Genomic DNA, 1,300 nt, shown 5'->3' with positions numbered 1-1,300 from the left:
ACGGGTCTGCCCCGAGTTTGGTTGACATCTGATCTGTGAGGATTCGTTCTCGCTGGAAGGATGTTCTTGTGGCAAAGCCCTATCCCCGAGAGTTCCGCGATGATGTCGTGGCCGTGGCCCGGAAGGGTCAAGCGCCGTTGGCGCAGATCGCGAAGGACTTCGGTATCTCCGAAGGATCGCTGAGCAACTGGATGAAGCAGGCCGACGTCGAGGACGGCAAGCGTGCCGGCCTGACCGACGACGAGCGCAAGCAGCTGCGTGAGGCGAACAAGCGGATCCGGCTGTTGGAGCAGGAGAACGAGGTGCTGCGGCGGGCTGCGGCGTATCTGTCGCAGGCGAACCTGCCGGGAAAATAGTCTTCCCGCTCGTCCACGAGATGGCTGCGGCCGGCGCTCCCGTGAGGGTGCCGGTCGCGGTGGCGTTGCGGGTCCTCGGCCTGTCCAGGCAGGGGTACTACCAGTGGCTCAAAGCCCCGGTCTCCGACAGGGACTGGGACGATGCGCACGTGATCGACGTGCTCTACGACCTCCATGCGGACGACGACACCCTCGGGTACCGGTTCCTCACCGACGAGCTCGAGTCCGAGCACGGGGTCACCGCGAGCGAGAACCGGGTGCACCGACTCTGCCGGATCGCGGGGATCCACGCATCGCACCACAAGAAGCGCAGCAAGCCCGGCAGCACCGGACCCGCGCCGCACGACGACCTGCTCGCCGTGGTCGACGAGCACGGTGTCATCCGGCACGAGTTCGTCGCCGACGGGCCGAACAGGGTCTGGCTGTGGGACATCTCGGAACACCCGACCAGAGAAGGCAAGCTCTACATCTGCGCGATCAAGGACGTCTGGTCGAACAAGATCGTCGGCTACTCCATCGACACCCGCATGAAGTCATCTCTCGCGCGGGCGGCGATGCGCAACGCGATCGCGCTGCGCTCACCTGGCGGCACGATCTGCCACTCCGACAGAGGCGGCCAGTTCCGCGCGAAACGCACCCAGAACCTGCTCCGCAACAACGGCCTCGTCGGCTCCATGGGCCGGTCTTACGGGGCCGGTGACAACGCGAGCATGGAGAGCTTTTTCAGCCTCCTCCAAAAGAACGTGCTCGACACGAGGCGCTGGGACACCCGCGCCGATCTTCGCCTCGCGATGGTCACCTGGATCGAGACGAAATACAACCGCAGGCGCCGCCAACGCGGCCTCGGCAAACTCACCCCCGTCGAGTTTGAGATGATCTACAAGGACGCAGAAGCGGCCTGATCACCCCAACCCCCGACTGTCAACAAGACTCGGGGCAGACCC

The 1,300-nt window shown here is 64.8% G+C and carries 1 protein-coding gene; it reads left to right on the top strand.

The genetic code is table 11. The annotated features are described in order from the left end of the window. Nucleotides 1-68: 68 nt before the first annotated feature. Nucleotides 69-1,258 (top strand): IS3 family transposase gene (locus ACGG9C_RS17000; RefSeq protein ID WP_194384364.1). Its coding sequence is split into 2 segments (ribosomal slippage): nucleotides 69-347 and nucleotides 350-1,258, totalling 1,188 coding nucleotides; the frame shifts between segments, so codons are not numbered across the junction. Nucleotides 1,259-1,300 lie beyond the last annotated feature (42 nt).

Origin of the sequence: Microbacterium sp. MTN4-26, assembly GCF_042846595.1 — a bacterium.
Classification (GTDB): domain Bacteria; phylum Actinomycetota; class Actinomycetes; order Actinomycetales; family Microbacteriaceae; genus Microbacterium; species Microbacterium luteum.
Note: the sequence above shows the minus strand (reverse complement) of the source record. Positions and strands in the feature narration are given on the sequence as shown.